This window comes from Pantoea sp. Mb-10 (assembly GCF_021272205.1).
Taxonomy (GTDB): Bacteria; Pseudomonadota; Gammaproteobacteria; order Enterobacterales; family Enterobacteriaceae; genus Pantoea.
This window is the reverse complement of sequence record NZ_JAJSDX010000006.1, coordinates 90,257-104,157: the sequence shown is the minus strand read 5'-3', so window position 1 is coordinate 104,157 and position 13,901 is coordinate 90,257. Positions and strand designations below refer to the sequence as shown.

The 13,901-nt window shown below is 58.0% G+C and carries 14 protein-coding genes; 9 read left to right on the top strand and 5 right to left on the bottom strand.

Annotated elements, in window-relative coordinates:
- The first annotated feature begins 235 nt into the window (after positions 1–235).
- From LU196_RS13745 to crtB, 5 genes are read left to right on the top strand one after another with little or no spacing between them, the layout of a single operon-like run.
- Positions 236–1,141 (top strand): polyprenyl synthetase family protein, encoded by a 906-nt coding sequence (locus LU196_RS13745; protein WP_232760209.1) that lies wholly within the window; start codon positions 236–238, stop codon positions 1,139–1,141.
- A gap of 19 nt (positions 1,142–1,160) precedes the next feature.
- A complete protein-coding gene (locus LU196_RS13740; protein ID WP_232760208.1) occupies positions 1,161–2,453 on the top strand; it encodes a glycosyltransferase in 1,293 nt (430 codons plus the stop codon).
- Complete coding sequence (gene crtY, locus LU196_RS13735) at positions 2,432–3,595, top strand: lycopene beta-cyclase CrtY (RefSeq protein WP_232760207.1); 1,164 nt, start codon at positions 2,432–2,434, stop codon at positions 3,593–3,595. The genes LU196_RS13740 and crtY overlap by 22 nt, the downstream gene beginning before the upstream one ends.
- Complete coding sequence (locus LU196_RS13730; protein ID WP_232760206.1) at positions 3,595–5,076, top strand: phytoene desaturase; 1,482 nt, start codon at positions 3,595–3,597, stop codon at positions 5,074–5,076. The genes crtY and LU196_RS13730 overlap by 1 nt, the downstream gene beginning before the upstream one ends.
- Complete coding sequence (gene crtB / locus LU196_RS13725; protein WP_232760205.1) at positions 5,073–6,002, top strand: 15-cis-phytoene synthase CrtB; 930 nt, start codon at positions 5,073–5,075, stop codon at positions 6,000–6,002. The genes LU196_RS13730 and crtB overlap by 4 nt, the downstream gene beginning before the upstream one ends.
- Here crtB and LU196_RS13720 read toward each other — a convergent pair.
- Entirely contained in the window at positions 5,941–6,471 is a 531-nt protein-coding gene (locus LU196_RS13720) for a sterol desaturase family protein (protein WP_232760204.1), read from the bottom strand. The two genes, crtB and LU196_RS13720, sit on opposite strands and share 62 nt — an antisense overlap.
- A 259-nt stretch (positions 6,472–6,730) precedes the next feature.
- Here LU196_RS13720 and glsB point away from each other — a divergent pair, with 259 nt between their 5' ends.
- Positions 6,731–7,654 carry a glutaminase B gene (gene glsB / locus LU196_RS13715; RefSeq protein ID WP_232760203.1) on the top strand — a complete coding sequence of 308 codons (924 nt, stop codon included), beginning with the start codon at positions 6,731–6,733 and terminating at the stop codon, positions 7,652–7,654.
- Between the two features lie 3 nt (positions 7,655–7,657).
- Here glsB and LU196_RS13710 read toward each other — a convergent pair whose 3' ends face one another.
- Entirely contained in the window at positions 7,658–8,599 is a 942-nt protein-coding gene (locus tag LU196_RS13710) for a D-2-hydroxyacid dehydrogenase (RefSeq protein ID WP_232760202.1), read from the bottom strand.
- 184 nt (positions 8,600–8,783) lie between these two features.
- Between LU196_RS13710 and LU196_RS13705 the strand changes: the two genes are divergently transcribed.
- A complete protein-coding gene (locus tag LU196_RS13705; protein ID WP_232760201.1) occupies positions 8,784–9,248 on the top strand; it encodes a DUF2946 domain-containing protein in 465 nt (154 codons plus the stop codon).
- A gap of 99 nt (positions 9,249–9,347) precedes the next feature.
- A complete protein-coding gene (locus tag LU196_RS13700) occupies positions 9,348–11,084 on the top strand; it encodes a DUF2534 family protein (protein ID WP_232760200.1) in 1,737 nt (578 codons plus the stop codon).
- Between the two features lie 52 nt (positions 11,085–11,136).
- On the opposite strand, the gene LU196_RS13695 is transcribed toward LU196_RS13700, so the two are convergent.
- Positions 11,137–12,153 carry an NAD(P)-dependent alcohol dehydrogenase gene (locus LU196_RS13695; protein ID WP_232760199.1) on the bottom strand — a complete coding sequence of 339 codons (1,017 nt, stop codon included), beginning with the start codon at positions 12,151–12,153 and terminating at the stop codon, positions 11,137–11,139.
- 107 nt (positions 12,154–12,260) lie between these two features.
- Entirely contained in the window at positions 12,261–12,530 is a 270-nt protein-coding gene (locus LU196_RS13690) for a hypothetical protein (RefSeq protein WP_232760198.1), read from the bottom strand.
- Between the two features lie 248 nt (positions 12,531–12,778).
- On the opposite strand from LU196_RS13690, the gene LU196_RS13685 reads away from it, so the two are divergent.
- Entirely contained in the window at positions 12,779–13,339 is a 561-nt protein-coding gene (locus LU196_RS13685) for a thioredoxin domain-containing protein (protein ID WP_232760197.1), read from the top strand.
- 7 nt (positions 13,340–13,346) lie between these two features.
- Here the strand turns inward: LU196_RS13685 and LU196_RS13680 are convergent, their stop codons facing one another.
- The gene (locus tag LU196_RS13680; protein ID WP_232760196.1) at positions 13,347–13,733 is read right to left on the bottom strand and encodes a response regulator; all 387 of its coding nucleotides are present in this window, start codon (positions 13,731–13,733) and stop codon (positions 13,347–13,349) included.
- Positions 13,734–13,901 lie beyond the last annotated feature (168 nt).

Below are 13,901 nucleotides of genomic sequence, written 5' to 3'. Positions count from 1 at the left end.
GCCCTTCCCGCGCCATTTCACCTTTTTCCTTCAGTTAAAAGTGGTGCTAGCGCCTTATTTTTAGCAAACGGTTAAAAAGATAGCGTAATAATGAAGCCCGCCTCTTACCTTTTCTATCAACTCTGTTACGCTCAGCCGAGTGGGAAATGCCGCTGCGCTCGCTGGCAAACTCGCCCCACGCAGTCTACGGTTAATGAAAAAACCATAACAATTCAACTGACAATGGAAAGCCGCTATGACCGACCACGTCGACATTACCGCTGATCAGGAAAGCGACCTTCTTCATTTGCAGCAAACTTTGCATGCTCATCTTGAGCATTTATTGCCTGCGGGTAATCCTTCAGACAAAGTACGCGCCGCCATGCGTGCGGGTACGTTAGCCCCGGGTAAGCGCATTCGCCCGCTCCTGTTGCTATTAGCGGCACGCGATATGGGCTGCGACCTGCATCAGCGTGGGATTTTCCATCTCGCTTGCGCCGTAGAAATGGTGCATGCCGCTTCGCTGATTCTTGACGATATCCCCTCAATGGATAACGCGCTGATGCGCCGTGGCCGCCCCACCATTCATCGTGAGTACGGTGAAAATGTGGCCATTCTCGCCGCCGTGGCGCTGCTGAGTCGCGCATTCGAAGTGATTGCCGTTGCGCCCGATCTTTCTGCCGGACAAAAAACAGAAACCATCGCCGAGCTCTCGGCTGCCGTTGGTTTACAGGGTTTGGTACAAGGGCAGTTTCAGGATCTGCACGATGGGGCCAAAAGTCGCAGCCCGGATGCCGTGGCGCTGACCAACGAGTTGAAAACCAGCGTGCTGTTTCGCGCCACGCTGCAAATGGCTGCCATTGCTGCGGATGCCTCGCCGCAGGTGCGCGAGAATATGCGTTTTTTCGCCCAAGATTTAGGGCAGGCATTTCAGCTGCTTGACGATCTCATTGACGGCTGTAAACACACCGGTAAAGACCCTTTTCAGGACCAGGGTAAATCCACCCTGGTTCAGCTGCTGGGCACGCAAGACGCAGAGCAGCGGCTGCGCGAACATCTGCGCAGTGCCGAAGGACATTTAAATAGCGCCTGTGACCGCGGCGTCGCGACTCGTCAATATATGCACGCGCTGTTCACCCAGCAGCTTGCCCTGTGTCACTGAACGCGGGTCGGTGCTGAATATGGCCCACTTTGCCGTTGTCGCGCCGCCGCTCTATAGCCATTTCCATGCGCTGCAGGCGCTGTCACAGGCGCTCATGGCACGCGGACACCGCATCACGTTTTTACAGCAAGCCGACGCGCGCACGCTCTTGAGTGATGAGCGCATCAACTTTGCCGTCACGGGAGAACGCACGCATCCTGTTGGTTCTCTGGCGCAGGCGTTGCACCATCTGGCCTCTCCGCTTTCTCTGCTTCGCGTGATCAACGACATCAGCGCCAGTACCGATATGCTTTGCCGCGAACTGCCGGGCAAACTCAACGCTCTGCAGGTGGATGGCGTCATCGCCGATCAAATGGAAGCGGCGGGCGGGCTGGTTGCGGAGGCGTTGGGACTGCCGTTTGTTTCTGTGGCGTGCGCGCTGCCGGTCAATCGCGAGCCGGGCATTCCACTGGCGGTGATGCCCTTTCGCTATGGCCAAGACGCGCGCGCTTTAAAGCGTTTTCAGGCGAGCGAAGAGATCTATGACCGTATCATGCGCCGTCATGGCCAAGTGATTGCGCAATACGCGCAGAATTTTGGTCTGTCACCGCGCCACGGCTTGCACCAATGTCTCTCACCGCTGGCGCAGATTAGCCAGCTAGTGCCCGCGTTTGATTTTCCTCGTCAGCAGCTACCGGCCTGTTTCCATGCCGTGGGGCCGTTATATACGCCACCTATGGGCACCGCTGCGGCGGCGCCCTGGCCTGGCCTGCGGGAACCGGTGGTTTACGCCTCGCTGGGGACGCTACAAGGTCAGCGATTCTCACTATTTATGCGCCTTGCGCGCGCGTGTCGCCAGCAGCAGTTGTCGCTGGTGGTGGCCCACTGCGGCGGGCTCAATGCCCGGCAGGTCCACCAGCTTGAATTGGCGGGTGCGGCGTGGGTAACGGACTTCCTCGACCAGCGCGCAGCGCTGCAACATGCACAGCTGTTTATCACGCACGCTGGCCTCAACAGCACGCTTGAGGCCTTAGAGTGCGGCACGCCAATGCTCGCCATGCCCATCGCGTTCGACCAACCCGGCGTTGCCGCGCGCATTGCGTGGCACGGCGTAGGCATTCGCGCTTCGCGCTTTAGCCGCCAGTCACTATTGGAGCACCATATTCATACCTTACTGAACGACCCGCGTTACCGGCTGCGCATGTCAGCGATTCAGGCGCAGCTACAGCGTGCGGGCGGCTGCGCACGCGCCGCAGAAATTGTCGAACAAGCACTATGCCAACAGCAGGTGGTGCTGGCGGAGGGGACACGATGCGCACCGATTACGATGTAATTTTGGTGGGCGCCGGTCTGGCAAACGGGTTGATTGCCCTGCGCCTGCGTCAGAGCCAACCGCAGCTTCGCCTCTTGATGCTGGAACGTGACAGCGCGCCTGCGGGCAATCACACGTGGTCATTTCATCGCGACGATCTCAGCGACGAACAATTTCAGTGGATTGCGCCCTATATTTCGCATCAGTGGCCGGGTTATCAAGTGCGCTTTCCGGCTTTGCACCGCACTTTCACCGGCGGGTATTGCGCGATCGCGTCCGAGGCGTTTGCTCACCACGTGGCTGATGCCTTAGGCGAGGATCTCTGGACAGACTGTTCCGTGCAGGCCGTTACGCCTGAAAGCGTCACGCTGTCGGACAACCGTACGCTACATGCTGCGGCGGTGATTGATGGCCGCGGCTTGCAAGCGACTCCGCATCTGCAACTGGGTTATCAGGCGTTTGTTGGCCAGGAGTGGCAATTGACAGCACCCCACGGCTTAACCCAGCCGATTCTCATGGATGCCACGGTTAATCAGCAGCAAGGTTACCGCTTTGTCTATACGCTGCCGTTGACCCCTGAGCGTCTGTTGATTGAAGACACCCACTACATCAACACGCCTTCGCTAGCGCACCGCGCCGCACGTGAGAATATTCAGGCTTATGCGCAACAACAGGGCTGGCAGCTCAAGCTTTTGCTGCGTGAAGAGCACGGCTCACTGCCGATTACGCTTAGCGGCGATCACCGCCTTTTTTGGCAGCAACAGCGCGGGCAGCCTTGCAGCGGCTTGCGCGCCGGTCTGTTTCATGCCACCACCGGCTATTCGCTGCCCAGCGCCGTGGCCTTGGCCGATCGCATTGCGCACATGCAGCCCCTCAGCGCGGCGGCGCTGGCGCAACAAACCGCGCAGTTTGCCGCAGCACAGTGGCGCGCACAGCGCTTTTTCCGTCAGCTTAATCGCATGCTATTCCTGGCCGGTAAGCCGGAGCAACGCTGGCAAGTGATGCAGCGTTTTTATCGGCTTGATGCCGGCCTGATCAGCCGTTTTTATGCCGGGCAGCTTCGCCTGAGCGACAAAGCGCGCATTTTATGTGGCAAACCCCCGGTGCCGGTCGGTGAAGCACTGCGCGCCCTGTTTATGACCTCATCACCACGGAAGACATAATGAAACGCACTTATGTAATTGGCGCAGGCTTTGGCGGCCTGGCATTGGCGATCCGTCTGCAGGCAGCCGGCATTCCCACAACGTTGCTGGAGCAGCGCGACAAACCCGGCGGGCGCGCCTACGTCTGGCAGGATCAGGGCTATACCTTCGACGCCGGCCCAACGGTGATCACCGATCCCAGCGCCATCGAAGAACTGTTCACGCTGGCAGGAAAAAAACTGAGCGACTACGTCGATCTGATGCCCGTGACGCCGTTTTATCGTCTGTGCTGGGAAGATGGCACCCGCCTGGATTACGACAACAACCAGCCCGAGCTTGAAAAGCAGATTGCGGCGTTTAATCCCGACGATGTCGCTGGATATCGCCGCTTCCTGGCGTATTCCCGCGAGGTATTCAAAGAGGGCTATCTCAAATTGGGTACCGTGCCCTTTTTGCACATCAGCGATATGCTACGTGCGGGCCCGCAGCTAGCGCGCCTGCAGGCGTGGCGCAGCGTTTACAGCATGGTATCGCACTTTATTAAAGACGATCATCTGCGTCAGGCGTTCTCTTTTCACTCGCTGTTGGTTGGCGGTAATCCTTTTGCAACGTCGTCCATTTATACCTTAATCCATGCGCTGGAACGGGAATGGGGCGTATGGTTCCCGCGCGGTGGCACCGGCGCACTGGTTGAAGGAATGGCGCAGCTGTTCCGCGATCTAGGCGGCGAACTGCTGCTGAATGCTGAAGTAGGCGAGCTGGAGACACAGGGCAACCGCATCAGCGGCCTCCGCTTGAAAGATGGACGCCAGTTCGACGCGGCGGCGGTGGCGTCGAATGCCGATGTGGTACACACCTACGATACGCTATTAAAGCAGCACCCGGTCGCGCAAAAGCGCGCAACAGGTCTAAAACGCAAGCGCATGAGCAACTCGCTGTTTGTGCTCTATTTTGGCCTGAATCAGCCCCACACCCAGCTGGCGCACCATACCGTCTGCTTCGGACCGCGTTATCGCGAACTGATTGACGAAATTTTTAACAGCAGTGCGTTATCAGAGGATTTTTCGCTTTATCTGCACGCGCCCTGCTCCAGCGATCCGTCGCTGGCACCTGAAGGATGCGGCAGTTTTTACGTTCTTGCCCCGGTTCCGCATTTGGGTACGGCAGACATTGACTGGCATCAGGAAGGGCCGCGCTTGCGCGACCGAATTTTTGCTTATCTGGAGGAGCACTACATGCCGGGATTACGTCAGCAACTCGTCACACAGCGCATGTTTACACCGTTTGATTTCCGCGACACGCTGCACGCGCATCAGGGTTCCGCGTTTTCTCTGGAGCCGATCTTGACGCAAAGCGCCTGGTTCCGCCCGCATAATCGCGATGCCGATATTCACAATCTTTATTTGGTAGGCGCAGGCACGCATCCGGGTGCCGGTGTACCGGGTGTGATTGGTTCGGCAAAAGCCACCGCGCAGCTGATGCAAGAGGATTTAACCGGATGAACCAACCGCCGCTGCTTGAGCAGGTTACGCAAACCATGGCGGTGGGCTCAAAAAGCTTTGCCAGCGCCACCAAACTGTTTTCCGGGCCAACGCGACGCAGCACGCTGATGCTCTATGCCTGGTGCCGCCATTGTGACGACGTGATTGACGGGCAAACGCTTGGCGAGGTGGGCACGCAACACCGGGTGGAGGACGTGCAGACGCGCATGCAGCATCTGCAAATTGAAACCCGCCGCGCCTACAGCGGGGCTCACATGGATGAGCCCGCCTTTAGAGCCTTCCAGGAAGTGGCCTTGACCCACCAGCTCCCCCCGCAGCTGGCCTTTGCCCACCTTGAAGGCTTCGCCATGGACGCCCGCGAAACGCATTACGAGACCTTCGATGATACCCTACGCTACTGTTATCACGTTGCAGGCGTGGTGGGCTTGATGATGGCGCGCGTCATGGGCGTACGCGACGAAGCGGTACTGGATCGCGCCTGCGATTTAGGCCTGGCGTTCCAGCTCACCAACATTGCCCGTGATATCGTGGAAGATGCGCAAAACCATCGCTGCTATTTGCCGCAGCGCTGGCTTGACGATGCGGGTCTCACAGGCAAACCGCTGGCCGATCCGCAGTACCGCCCTGCGTTGGCGCAGCTCGCCGCGCGGCTGGTAAATGAAGCCGAGCCTTACTACCGCTCAGCGCACGCGGGCTTACGCGGCTTGCCGCTGCGTTCAGCATGGGCAATCGCCACCGCACACGGTGTCTACCGGGAAATTGGAATAAAAGTACAACGGGCCGGTGCGCACGCCTGGGATAGGCGGCAGCGCACCAGCCGGAGCGAAAAGCTGGTGCAGCTGCTGAAGGGAGGTGGACTGGCGCTTACTTCACGTCTGACTCAGCCTGAACCCCGTCCAGCGGGCCTTTGGCAGCGTCCGCGTTAACGTTTTTATTGCGCTGACGCAGCGTGGCTTGCAGCGCATGCAGCGGCGGCGCCCAGAGAAAACCAAACGACACGCACCCTTCTCGCCCGCGCACCGCATGATGCATGCGGTGCGCCATATATAATCGTTTCAGATAACCTTTGCGCGGTATGTAGCGAAACGGCCAACGCTGATGCACTAAACCATCATGCACCATGAAATAGAGCGCGCCGTAGAGCGTGACACCCGCGCCGATCCACTGCAGCGGCCATACGCCATGCACGCCGATATAGATGAGCGCGATAGCCACAAACATAAACACTACCGCGTAAAGATCGTTACGTTCGAAGGTTCCGCTGTGGGGTTCATGATGTGATGCATGCCAGCCCCATCCCCAACCGTGCATGATGTATTTGTGCGTCACCGCTGCCACGATTTCCATCACCAGCACCGCCGCGAGCACGATCAGCGTATTCCATAACCAGAGCATTGTTTTTCCATCAGTCTTGAGCACCAGCCTTAAAGGTGGACGCGGATGCGTTGAGATGCAAGAGGCGCGCGTCATGCTGCGCACAATTAAGTATGCCTTGCGCGCCGTGCGGCGCCGTGTTCGCCTCACTAAGGCCGTTTCATCAGCGGTTCACAGAATTTCGAGCGAGCCATTGACGCCGTAATGACAAATCACCATTATCCGCGCCACGGCGACTACGCGGCAGCGTAGTCAGATGAAGGATTATACGGAGCCACCCGTGTCAGAACTCAGTAATGCGCTTCTTGAAGAATTAGTTCACGACGTGCGTCCGCTCACGTGCGCGGGCAACGTTGCCGATTACATTCCCGCCCTCGCGGACGTCGATCCTCACCAGCTGGGGATTGCTATCGTGACGCCTGAGGGCAAATGCTACCAGGCGGGCGATGCCACCACGCGTTTTTCTATCCAGTCTATCTCGAAAGTGCTGTCGCTCAGCGTGGCACTCACGCTGTATGAGGATGCAGAGATTTGGCAGCGGGTGGGCAAAGAACCGTCCGGTCAGGCATTTAATTCACTGGTTCAGCTTGAACTCGAACAGGGAAAACCGCGGAATCCCTTTATCAACGCCGGCGCACTGGTGATGTGCGATTTGCTGGAAAGCCGCCTGACAGCACCGCGACAGCGCATGCTGGAGATTGTGCGCCGCCTTGCGCAACAGCCCGATATCCAGTACGACCGCACGGTGGCACGCTCAGAATATGAGCACTCGGCGCGTAACGCCGCTATCGCCTGGCTGATGAAATCCTTTGGTAATTTCCACAACGACGTCAGTAAAGTGATGGAAACCTATTTTCATTATTGCGCGCTGTCGATGAACTGCGAAGAGTTAGCCCGCACGTTTCTCTATCTGGCTAATCAGGGGCGCAGCCAGCAGGATGAATGGGCGGTAATTACGCCGCGCCAGGCGCGCCAGGTTAACGCGCTGATGATGACCAGCGGCATGTATGACGGCGCGGGCGAGTTTGCCTGGCGCGTGGGCATGCCAGCAAAATCGGGCGTCGGTGGCGGTATCGTGGCGGTGATCCCCGGTGAAATGAGTATTGCGGTGTGGTCGCCCGCGCTGGATCACTCGGGCAACTCACTGGCAGGTACCGCGCTGCTGGAGAAACTGACAGAACGGTTGGGCCGCTCGATCTTCTAACGATCAACTCACGAGGTTTTGCGCGGCGCCTTGCTTAAAACTGCGCAGGTTGGCGTTGATACCGCGCAGTAAATTGGTCACGCCTTGCTGACTTGCCCAGGCAATGTGCGGCGTTAACAGCAGATTGGGCACCGTAGGCTGCAACAGCGGATGATCGGCGGGAGGCGGCTCAGTGCTTAATACATCCAATGCGGCACCCGCAATAATTCCCTGCCGCAGCGCATGGGCCAAATCGCTTTCGTTGATCAGTCCGCCGCGGGCGGTATTGATCAGCACCGCTGACGGCTTCATCTGCACCAACGCGTCCAGATCGATCAGCTGATGCGTGTGCGGTGTCAGTGGACAGTGCAGGCTCAAAACGTCGCTGCGAGCCAGCACATCATCAAAGGCGTGATAACCGGGCCGGACCGTCGTTGCGCCTTTGCGCTCGGCATACATGACGTGCATACCGAGCGCATGCGCCAGCGACCCCACGGCACGGCCAATATCGCCCTGACCGATGATCCCCAGCGTGGCACCGTGGATATCCAACATGGGCTGCTGGTGTACGCAGAAATGGGCAGACGCAGGCCACGCCGTTCGCGCACTCTGCGCATACGACAACAAGTGCCTCCGCATTGCAAACAGCGCCGCTATCACGCCTTCCGCCACGCTGCGGGTGGAGTAACCCGGCACATTACTGACCAGAATGCCGCGTGCGCGGCAGGCCTCTAAATCAATGCAATCGTAACCGGTCGCCGCCACGCAGATGTAACGCAGATCGGGCAAGGCTTCCAGCACCTCAGCACGCAGTGGCACTTTATTGGTAATGGCGATCTGTGCCCCTTTAAGCACGGTCACAATCTCATGCGGCGCGGTGGTCTGACGAAAATCCCACGCGGTACACCAGTCTGGGGGGGTAAGTGGCAACGGCAGCGTATCGCCATCCAGGGTCACTATTTTCATCACATCTCCATTGAAGTGTTTGAAGGCTGTTTTTTTAAGGTTGCAATAAGGTTAACAAACGCAGCGCATAGCGTGACATTTTTCAAAAGGTGCGCATTTTTCCTTAAAAAACTGGGCTTACGTTAACCCTCGCGCGGCAATCGCGGTACACTTCTGCCTCTTTTGTTAAGCTACGCGCTATGTCATGACGTTTTCATCGCCCCTTCGCCAACGCATTACCGCCTGCATCGCCATCCTGGCGGTGTTGTTGCTGTTTGTCGCGCCGATGGTCTCGAAAACGCTCCAGACGCAGCAAAGCCGGACAAACGCCCAGTCTGATTCGATGACGATGAGTTACGTCGCCATGCCGCAGCACGCGGGTATGGCGCATGACGCCATGGCGCCGATGTCTGAATCAGCGCATCACGCCATGATGATGGATGGCATGATGCCAGACATGGCGCATAACACGCGCAGCGACAGCGTAATGGCCTGCGGCTATTGCGATCTGCTCATCCACGTGCCGCTGATGGTGTGGGTCTTTATTCCTTTTATCTGGCTCACGCTGATTATCGCGCGCGCCCCCCCTGTTCCCGGCATTACGCCGCCGCTTGTCCGCCACGAAACCTACACGCATCCGCCGCGCGCACCGCCCGCCTTCGCCTGCTAACCCTTCGAATATAGGACACAACGGGACGTGCCGATGCGTGTTTTCGCGCCGCGGCGCGGCGTTGTGCTTGATGATGCTTTTACCGGAAGGAAGACAGCTTTGCCTGCTGATAATGCTGCTGTACCGCGCGGCGCGGTACTGAATTTATTACGTCGTCTGCATTTTTATATCGGTCTGTTTGTGGCCCCCTTCATCTTTGTCGCGGCGCTCACCGGCACGCTGTATGTGCTCACGCCGCAGTTGGAGAACCTGGTCTACGCCGAGGCCTTAACCGTTACGCCACAGGGGCAATCCCAGCCGCTGTCGGCGCAGATCCATGCCGCCCGTGTCTATGCGGGTGAACAACAGCGCATCTATGCCGTGCGCCCCGCGCCGGGTGAAACGGATACCACGCGCGTCCAGTTCAGCGACGCGACGCTTGGCGCATCGCAATCGCGAGCAGTGTTTGTCAATCCTTACACATTGAAAATACAGGGAGACATGCCGGTGTATGGCACCAGCGGTGTGCTACCGCTGCGCACCACGCTGGACTTGCTACACAGCAATCTGCTGCTGGGCGACGTAGGCCGTAACTACAGTGAGCTGGCGGCGTCGTGGCTGTGGGTTGCCGCGCTTGGCGGTCTGCTCCTGTGGTGGGGAACGCGTCCCAAGCGTCAGCGCAAAACGCCGCGCAGCGGCTTTGCGTTAAGCCGACACTGGCATACCACGCTTGGCTTAACGCTGCTGGTGGGTCTGGTCTTTTTCTCCGCGACTGGCCTGACCTGGTCGCAGTGGGCAGGCGCCAATATTGATAAAATGCGTAGCGCGCTGAACTGGATGACGCCGCAGGTCAACGCCGCGCTTAATGGCGATGCCTCGTCCGCGCCGGCGGATCCCCATGCCGACCACCACAGCATGCCAGAGATGGCAATGGCAGGCATGTCGATGGCTGATATGGGCACTGCCGCCGCGACTCCCCCACCGCCGCCGAAAAACGCGCCGGATGGCGATTGGGATAGCGTGCTGCACGCTGCACGCCACGCAGGCCTCAGCGCCAGTAAACTTGAGCTGCGCCAGCCGAAACGGGCCGATTACGCCTGGACAGTAAGTGAAATTGATCGCAGCTGGCCAACGCATGTCGATGCGGTATCGGTCAACCCGCATAACTTTGACATCGTCGATCGGGTACGCTTTGCTGACTTCCCGCTGGTGGCGAAGCTCACGCGCTGGGGCGTTGACGCGCACATGGGCGTGCTCTTTGGGCTGCCTAATCAGCTGCTGCTCGCGGCGTTTGGCTTAGGGCTGTGCAGCATGATTGTGCTGGGCTACCGCATGTGGTGGATAAGGCGGCCTCAACAGCCTGACGCCAGTCCGACGCACACGCTGACCGCAAGCTGGCTGGCGCTGCCGCACTATGTACAAGGCGTGAGCGTGATGGTGGCGATGACGTTAGGCTACGCGCTGCCCGTGATGGGTGTCAGTTTGCTGGCGTTTCTACTGATAGACATGCTGCGCTGGCGTCGACAGCAGCGTCCCGCAATGAGCGAAGCCGAACTGCTGGCGGCACAGCAATCGCCGCTGGGCATCATTCGCGCCCGGTTTGCCGTGAAGCGTAAAGAGATGCGCTACTATTTGCGCGGCGTGGGTATTCTGGCATTGGTTGTTGGAACCGTCATGGGCAATGCCATTATTGGTGGCGTGATCGATCAGTACGGCATTCCCTTTGACCAATGGTCATTAACCATGTACATCACGCAGGGCTTTATGATCGCGCTTTACACCACGGTGTTTACCGCGTTGTTATCGATTCCACTGTGGTATTTCTTCCTCGGTGAGAAAGACGATTCTCAGGGCTGATGAGGCGGTGCGCAGCGATGCGCACCGCCTTTTTCTTCGCTTGCGCTGTGCCTTAGAAATCGGCTTTCAGCACCACGCGATAGTTGGCTTTACCGGCGCGCACGTGTTCCAGCGCGTCGTTGATTTTCGACATTGGGAACTCTTCAACCGTCGGCGCGATATCCGCGCGCGACGCCAGCTTCATCAGTGAGCGCAGCTGACCCGGTGAACCCGTTGAAGAGCCGGTGACCGCGCGATCGCCCATAATCAGGGTAAACGCCGGCACCTGGAACGGCTTCATCACTGCACCCACGGTATGGAATTTTCCGTGCGGCGCCAGCGCCTGGAAATAGGGCTGCCAGTCGAGGTCAACGGCAACGGTGCTGATAATCAAGTCAAACTGGCCTGCCAGCGCCTTCAACGCCTGAGGATCGCGGCTGTTCACCACGCGGTCCGCGCCCATGGCTTTAATGGATTCGGTTTTGCTGGCATTGGAGCTGAAAGCCGTCACGTCTGCACCCATAGCATGCAGCAACTTAATCGCCATATGGCCCAGTCCGCCGATGCCAATCACGCCGACGCGGCTGGTGGCGGTGATGTTGTGCATCAGCAGTGGTTTGAATACGGTGATCCCGCCGCACAGCAGCGGCCCTGCCGTTGTGATATCGATGGATTCCGGAAGCGGGATCACCCACTGCCAGTCGGCACGTAAATGGCTGGCGAAGCCGCCTTTGTTCATGATGGTCGGCACAGACCCGTTTTCGCAGTTCACCTGTTCGCCGTTGATACAAGCGTTACAGTGCTGGCAACTTTTTGCGGTCCAGCCGATACCCACGCGCTGACCCACTTTCAGGCCTTTGTCCTGTGCAGCCGTGCCCAATGCGCTGATACGACCAATCACTTCATGGCCGGCGATGACGGGGAATGCGGAGATGCCCCATTCGTTATCGATCATCGAGAGATCAGAATGGCATACGCCACAGTAATCAACTTCAACCTGCACTTCTTCAGCGGCCAGTTCACCGGCCTCATACTCGTAAGGCACCAGCGCTTCACCGGCTTTAAGCGCAGCATAACTTTTGATTTTCATGACAGTCCTCTTTCAGCGTTTGAGCTCAGGAGTGTAGCAGAGCATATTCCAGGATAATGCCGAATTATCAGTCGATTAGCCTGTAAGGAAAGGAAAAGCATTCAGGGTTAAAGCGGACCGCGAAGCGACGCCTCGCGGTCCGCGTCACGGGCCGCCGCGAGCAATTCTGTGACCGACACTTTGGGCGGTAGGCGCATCAGCACTTTGCTGGCCTGCCAGTAGCAAAGCAGCAAGGCTTCATCAGATTCGTTTTCGGCCATGTCCTCAAGCCGGTGCATCAGGGAGATGACATCCAGCATCTGGTGGTCGTCAGCCCGGCCAGCAATGGTCTGTTTGATTAACTGCTGGATGATTTTCAGGGAAACATCCGTAAGCACACTCTTCACCTCATGACGTTTAGCCTTTTGACATCCTGCGCGGCTGTCGCGGCGCATTAGCAAAACAGCCTAACTATAGCTGTTTATTTTCTGTGCACCCAGCAAGCGCGGCGAGTTTTGCGCGTAGCACAGCCCATTGGGTGTGCTAAGCGAATGGATTAGTAACAAAAAAAAGCGAAACGCGACTGGAGCTGCATCCAAGGCTTTGCCACAGTTACACTCTCTTTCACTGACACGAGGGCATAAGAATGAGTGAACGCCATACGCTACGGGCCGATCCGTTGATTTGGGGCAAGGGTGAGGCGATATTTGAAGTTTTTCTTGAGCCGACCTGCCCGTTTTCCGTGCGCGCCTTCAACAAGCTGGACGCGCTGCTGAAACAGGTGGGGGAAGAGAAGATGACGCTGAAAATCCGTTTGCAGTCGCAGCCCTGGCATCTCTATTCCGGGGTGATTGTGCGCTATATTCTGGCCGCGTCTACGCTGCCCGAAGGAAAAGCCGCCGCAAAAAAAGTGATGCAGGCGGTGGCCGATCATCGCGAAGAATTTGAGTTTACCGATCATAGCCATGGGCCCAACATGGACGCGACACCGAATCAGATCCTGACGCGTTTACGGGAGTACAGTGGCGTCGACGCACGTGCGGCCTTTGAACACGCTGCGCTGCAGAACGACATCAAATGGCACTGCAAATATGCGCGTCAGAATGGCATTCATGTTTCGCCCACGTTTATGATTAATGGTTTAGTACAGCCTGACATCGGCAGTGGCGATGAAGTCGGCACTTGGGCGCAGCGGCTGCTTGCCTGATTGCCCCTTATCGATCCTGCGTCACACGCTGAAGGCTTTGCTGGGTCGCCTGCTGTACGCTTTGCAGTAGCAGAGCGATCTCCAGCGGTTTGGTGTAAAACGCAAACGCACGCTCACCCAGCGCGCGACGGCACGCTTCAAGGGTATTCTGACCGGTCATAATAATCACAGACAGCAGGGGATGACGGTTCTCCTGCTCTGTGAGCCAGCCCATGCCTGGCACGCTCAAATTAACCAATAAACAGCCACGCAGCGGCGGCTGCACGGTCGTCGCCGCATCAAACGCCGCTAAATCGGCAAAATCTGCAACGTCGTAATCCAGCGCTTTCAGCAGAAAGCCGAGCGACTCACGTAAAGATACATCCTCATCTACCAACCATACTTTTGCGTTCATTCCATTACTCCGCCACGGGAAAATCATTTATTAGCGCCTCTGTTGTGCGCGTTATCAGCCGAGGCTGATGCTCTCTCACTCTTTCGCTTCGGCCTGCCCCGGAACGGGCAGCGCACAGGCCCGGAGGCAACCCCCCTTTTCTCATGCAGGCGATGAAGACGATGCGCG

What these genes read in the sequence shown, in the direction of transcription:
- LU196_RS13745 (WP_232760209.1), top strand. Translation starts at nt 236, where the DNA reads ATGACCGACCACGTCGACATTACCGCTGATCAGGAAAGCGACCTTCTT.
- LU196_RS13740 (WP_232760208.1), top strand. Translation starts at nt 1,161, where the DNA reads ATGGCCCACTTTGCCGTTGTCGCGCCGCCGCTCTATAGCCATTTCCAT.
- crtY (WP_232760207.1), top strand. Translation starts at nt 2,432, where the DNA reads ATGCGCACCGATTACGATGTAATTTTGGTGGGCGCCGGTCTGGCAAAC.
- LU196_RS13730 (WP_232760206.1), top strand. Translation starts at nt 3,595, where the DNA reads ATGAAACGCACTTATGTAATTGGCGCAGGCTTTGGCGGCCTGGCATTG.
- crtB (WP_232760205.1), top strand. Translation starts at nt 5,073, where the DNA reads ATGAACCAACCGCCGCTGCTTGAGCAGGTTACGCAAACCATGGCGGTG.
- LU196_RS13720 (WP_232760204.1), bottom strand. Translation starts at nt 6,471, where the DNA reads ATGCTCTGGTTATGGAATACGCTGATCGTGCTCGCGGCGGTGCTGGTG.
- LU196_RS13710 (WP_232760202.1), bottom strand. Translation starts at nt 8,599, where the DNA reads ATGAAAATAGTGACCCTGGATGGCGATACGCTGCCGTTGCCACTTACC.
- LU196_RS13705 (WP_232760201.1), top strand. Translation starts at nt 8,784, where the DNA reads ATGACGTTTTCATCGCCCCTTCGCCAACGCATTACCGCCTGCATCGCC.
- LU196_RS13695 (WP_232760199.1), bottom strand. Translation starts at nt 12,153, where the DNA reads ATGAAAATCAAAAGTTATGCTGCGCTTAAAGCCGGTGAAGCGCTGGTG.
- LU196_RS13685 (WP_232760197.1), top strand. Translation starts at nt 12,779, where the DNA reads ATGAGTGAACGCCATACGCTACGGGCCGATCCGTTGATTTGGGGCAAG.
- LU196_RS13680 (WP_232760196.1), bottom strand. Translation starts at nt 13,733, where the DNA reads ATGAACGCAAAAGTATGGTTGGTAGATGAGGATGTATCTTTACGTGAG.